A 5,062-nucleotide genomic window follows, 5' to 3' on the forward strand; every position below is an offset into this window, starting at 1 on the left:
TTGCAGAAGATGACTCTTCTAACGGTGCTCTCAAGACTCCGCACAAAAAATCCAAAGGGCCTCGGCGCCACGCTTACGATCCGCCAGGACATCTCGGGGATGACTAAACCGCGCCTCTTTGCGGTCAGATACGTTCAAGGAAATGACATTCGCGGTCGTCGGCCGCATGTTTGCCTCCGTTCCAAGACGAGAATTGGATGATCGAAGCCGCGTGCGGCAGATCCGGACGCGGCTTCGCGGCTGTCAGGCTGCAGCGGACTCGAGCTGTTGCGGCCGGCTCGGCTGCGAGTTGATCGCGATCCGCCGCGGCTTCATGGCTTCCGGAATTTCGCGCGCCAGCTCGATCTTGAGTAGACCGTTGTCAAACGCGGCGTCCTTCACCAGAACATGGTCGGCCAAGCTAAATTGCCGTCTGAATCGGCGGGTCGAGATGCCTTGATAGAGGTAATCCCGGTCCGCCTTTTCGACCTTGTTGCCTTCGATCGTCAGGACGTTCTGCTCAGCGGTAACGGAGATCTCGTCCGGGGAGAAGCCGGTGACCGCGAGCGCGATCTGGTAGCGGTCATCCGAAAGTCGCTCGATATTGTAGGGCGGGTAGTTGTCTTCGGTGGCTCGCTGGGCCGTTTCGGCCAAGTCGAAGAGGCGATCGAATCCAATTGTCGACCGGAACAAGGGAGAGAAGTCGTACGTGCGCATAGCCAAATCCTCCAAAGAGCAAGATGGGTATGAGAAGCACCGGACACGACCGGCGCCCGTTTGCCTGGACCCGATTGGCGTCCAGGGCGCCGGCCTCCTTAACGGTGACCTGCGCGAAAAAGGAATTAGAACGCGATTTGGCGGTGTCAAGAACGTCCAAGCAAAAAAATGCGCAGCGGATAATCGGCCTTTGCGCCTTTCAGGACAGCGCGTCCGTCGGTGCAGCGCTGGATGCGTCGGCCCTACTTAGGGCTGCGACGAACCGATGAATGTATCCGGCGGCAGGTTGTCTTTGAGCAACCGGATAGATTCAGCCGAAACCCGGAGGGCCGCATCAATGATGTGCCCGTCTAGCCGTTAATCGCTGTAAATGCGATTGATGACGCGCTGATCGGCCATGGCCGCGCTCCCTCGTTCAATCAGGCGGCAGCACTCTTGGTCTCTCAGCCACCGACGCCCACGGGCAGAGCCCTGGCCGGTGACGATGAGATAACTCCACGTCACGGGTTCCCTGCAGGAGCTAAAGCCAGAGCCCCAGCACTCCGGCTGGGGCGTCTGTGTTCACAGTAGCCAAGCAACGCTGGCGACGAGCGCAACAAATGACACCGCCGCTGCGCAGACAAAGGCAAGTTCAACGGCGTCGAGGTGTTGGTTAGCCTGCATGTTAGATGGGGACCCGTGGACCGGATGACATTAGCCATGCCGTCAAGTGCGCGGTGGCCTCTTCCTGCCGCGCCTTCCTCAACAATACCTCACGCTCTCGACCGGGGGGAAGTTTCTTCGCCCGCTCGCGTAGGTCTTGGGCTTCTCTGAAAAGACGTTCTTCAAGGGGAAAAATCTGTTTAACCCGGCGTCGTCGCTTCATGGCTCCTCTCTCCAACGCTGACGATCCTGCCCCAAAAACGGAATCAAGAAGCACATTGAAGCCAGAAAGTTCCAGGCTCGAGGGGCGCATAAGTCAGCGCGGAAGAACTTAGACACTTGTCAAGTTGAGGTAATCCGCGATGGCATCTTCAATGTCGATCGTTGTTCGTTACAATGACATCGCGCCTCATGGAGCGCTGGCAATCGGGACGGCTTCGGCGTCACGCCGCCTGGCCCCGGAAGATGCGCCGCTGCCGTCCTGGTTGCGAAATCGCAAGCCCACAGCACAACGCCGACCGCTTGAAATGCTTGCGGTCGGCGCTGGCTTAGCCCCAGGAAGGAATGCAAAATCCTGACAGATGTAAGTATGTGCGAGACGCTGCCACGTTTCGCGACTAACAATGGGTAATCCGAACGAGCAGAAATCGGATCTGGCAGCCAAGCAACCATTGCGTCGGTTATCCTGTGGTCTACGAGAAGGTCGGCTTAGTGCCACCGGAATTGCAACGGCAGGAGGACATCATGAGACGCCGCCGGGTATTGCTACTCGGGCTCGGCGGGATCGCTGCGCTCGGCGTCCTTCCCCTGATCGGAGCGCAGAGGGCGATGGCTGCTGATAGCCCCGAAACGTTCGTCTACGTCTCGAACGCTGGCACCAAGGACATCTATGTTCTCGGCATGAACCGCGACACCGGTGAACTCACCATGGTCGAGAAGGCGCCGGTGCCGGGTGCGGAGAAGACGTCGCTGGTCAGCCTGCCGATGGCGCTGGCCCCAAACAAGCGCTTCCTCTACGCGCAACTGCGCAGCGAACCGTATCCGGCGTCGACGTTCTCCATCGACCACACCAATGGGAAGCTCACCCATCTCGACGCGACGCCGCTGGTCGATCAGATGGCCTACATCAACGTCGATAAGACTGGCAAACACCTGCTCGGCGCGTCCTATGCCGGCGCCAAAGTGGCAGTCTACCCGATCGACGCGCGCTATCTCGTTGAGGACAAGGCGACCCAGATCATCGACACCAAGCCGAAGGCCCATTGCGTCTCCATCGACGCCAGCAACAAGCATGCCTATGTGCCGGTGCTCGGCGCCGATTACGTGATGCAGTTCAAGTTCGATGCCAGCACCGGCATGCTGAAGCCCAACGATCCGCCCACGGTCGCCACCAAGGCCGGCGCCGGCCCGCGCCATTTCATCATCCACCCGAACGGCAAATGGGGTTATCTCATCACCGAGACGACCGCGACGATCGGCACCTATTTGATCGACGAGGACAAGGGTACCCTTACCGAGGTGGCATTCGTCGACACCGGCGATTACAACCAAAAAGATTCGGCCTTTGCATCCGACATCCATATCACGCCGAACGGAAACTTCCTTTACGGCGCCGTGCGCACGACCAGCATGCTGCATGGGTACAAGATCGATCCCGAGAAGGGCACACTGACCGGGATCGGCAAATGGCCGACCGAGAAGACCCCGCGCGGCTTCAACATCGATCCGCGCGGAAAGTTCTTGCTGGCCGTGGGGATGGATTCAGCGAGCCTGACCGTCCATGCGATCGACCAGAACAGCGGCGAGCTGAAGAGCGTCAAGCAATATCCGATGGGTAAGCAGCCGAACTGGGTTGAGATCGTCGATAGGATCCACGACTAGCCGGCCATCGTACCGAAATGGCCGCGCTTGCCCCGGCCAGCCAACAGACCTCCGGGTCAAGCCCGGCCGCTAGAACGGTTGGATCGCGGTGCGCAGTTACGCCCGGCGCAACTCCTTTTCAGGAGGTTGTCGTACAAGCTGTCAAAAATCTGGGGAGGATGCCTTTTCGGTTCGCCAGCTCAGTTTGCCCGATGCGCTTCCTTGTCGGACGGCAATTCGCGATGTCCGCGTCGGGTCAAAAGCGCCATTTGAAAGTGCGACCATTCACTTCCGGTCTACCCTGACAAGCAGACAATTTCAGAGCCCGCCCGGACTTCGCATTAGGGTTAAAATGCGACCTGCGCTCAACGTCTGCTCCTAGGCCAAACCGGACGTTCAAGCTCAGCAGACCGGAGTGGGCGGACTCGTTATTGGCTTAAACCGACTCGTTTTTTCCTTTAGGGCACAGGTGACTCATCAGCAGGGGTCAAGCGTAGTCGTGCAGCACTTCGCCGATCGCATTTTCGCCGAGCGTGGCGTCCGCTTAGGGCGCGCGGCAATGATCCAACCTCGGCTAGATGATGCGGTGTGGACCGGCATTGGCGCCGTTGGCACTACGGTGCTCGGGATCTATCTTTTCGCCGGGCCTCAGATCGATAAAGCCATCGGCATGCTGATTGCCGAACAGCTGACGCCGGCCGCCGTCGAATTAGCGCTCGACATCCGCAGGGAGATCGAAGCCAGGTATGAGGAAGCAGACCAGCTGCGCTGTCGCGCGATCGAACGGGCCCAAATCGAAGCGGATCTCGCACAGCGCCGCTTCATGTTGGTCGACAACAATAATCGTCTCGTCGCCGACACGCTCGAAGGCGAATGGAACGACAAGCTCCGCGTGCTGGCCAAAGCCCGCGAAGATCGAGAGCGCGCACGAGAGCGGGATCAGCTCGTCCTCGATGAATGATCAATAGCCTGTTGTAATTGAAGTCGTGTAATCCCAGCAACACAGCGGTAGCAGGGCGGTCAACACATGCGAGTGATGCAGATCAATCTGGCCGCCGGATGATCCTACCGACGGGCTGTTGCGCGAAAATCACCAGCGGCGATAACCGCCGTGATAGCCGTAACCTCTATGATAACCGTAGCTCCTGTGCACGTATCCGTAACGACGGACGCCGTAGCCACGATAGCCGTAACCGTAGCCGTCCCCCCTGTAGACGGGCGCCGTGCGGACACAGCCGTTCGGGCCGCAGACTAGGGCGACGTTCTCGACGTTTGAAGCGGGAGAAAATGTGGCGAGCGGCATCGCCGACGCGCTTCCTGCCGCAGCAAGGCTGCCGAGCGCAGCAAGTCCAACAAGTGCAAATTTAAGCTTCATGGTTTCCTCTCATCGAATCTAAGGCACCTCACACTGTAGGAGTTTGAACGTGAATGCTGGATGAGCAGGCCAGCCGTTTTTGCGTGACGAAAATGCGGCGTGCTTGTGCTCTGCGCGGGGTCCCCAAGCGGCCCGTAGGAGCATCCGTAACGATGAGGGTGCCAAGGTCAGACTAGCTAAATGCGATAACGAGCAGGCCCGAGCACAACAGCACAAGGCAGGTCGCGATTAGCGCGAGGAATCCATCGGACACGAAGTCATGATTACGCATGATACACCTCCCTGTCGCGGAAGGAGGCTGGTCCGAATTTATTAAAGATTTCGGAATCGGGTTTTGGCCGCTGGTGATCCGGCAGATTCGCGCGCAGGTTCCTGAAAATCGCGAATTGAAGAACAAACACGGAAGCGCCGTGTCTTATCCGTGTACTATCGGCTCAGCGGTACCAAACGGGAAGGCCTGAAATTAAAGGGGTTTCCCCAACACACGAT

At 58.7% G+C, this 5,062-nt stretch carries 4 protein-coding genes; 2 read left to right on the forward strand and 2 right to left on the reverse strand.

The window, feature by feature from the left end; all coding sequences use genetic code 11:
- Window positions 1-243: 243 nt before the first annotated feature.
- Window positions 244-696: an Hsp20 family protein gene (locus tag PMN64_RS41935; RefSeq protein WP_411785002.1), complete on the reverse strand. Its 453-nt coding sequence runs from the start codon at window positions 694-696 to the stop codon at window positions 244-246.
- 1,386 nt (window positions 697-2,082) lie between these two features.
- Between PMN64_RS41935 and PMN64_RS41940 the strand changes: the two genes are divergently transcribed.
- Both PMN64_RS41940 and PMN64_RS41945 read left to right on the forward strand, forming a co-directional pair.
- Window positions 2,083-3,219, forward strand: coding sequence for a lactonase family protein (locus tag PMN64_RS41940; RefSeq protein WP_411785003.1), 1,137 nt, complete (start codon window positions 2,083-2,085; stop codon window positions 3,217-3,219).
- A gap of 478 nt (window positions 3,220-3,697) precedes the next feature.
- A complete protein-coding gene (locus PMN64_RS41945; protein ID WP_411785004.1) occupies window positions 3,698-4,159 on the forward strand; it encodes a hypothetical protein in 462 nt (153 codons plus the stop codon).
- A gap of 129 nt (window positions 4,160-4,288) precedes the next feature.
- Here the strand turns inward: PMN64_RS41945 and PMN64_RS41950 are convergent, their stop codons facing one another.
- Window positions 4,289-4,573, reverse strand: coding sequence for a hypothetical protein (locus tag PMN64_RS41950; protein WP_411785005.1), 285 nt, complete (start codon window positions 4,571-4,573; stop codon window positions 4,289-4,291).
- Window positions 4,574-5,062 lie beyond the last annotated feature (489 nt).

It is taken from the genome of Bradyrhizobium sp. UFLA01-814, assembly GCF_046718885.1.
GTDB lineage: Bacteria > Pseudomonadota > Alphaproteobacteria > Rhizobiales > Xanthobacteraceae > Bradyrhizobium > Bradyrhizobium elkanii.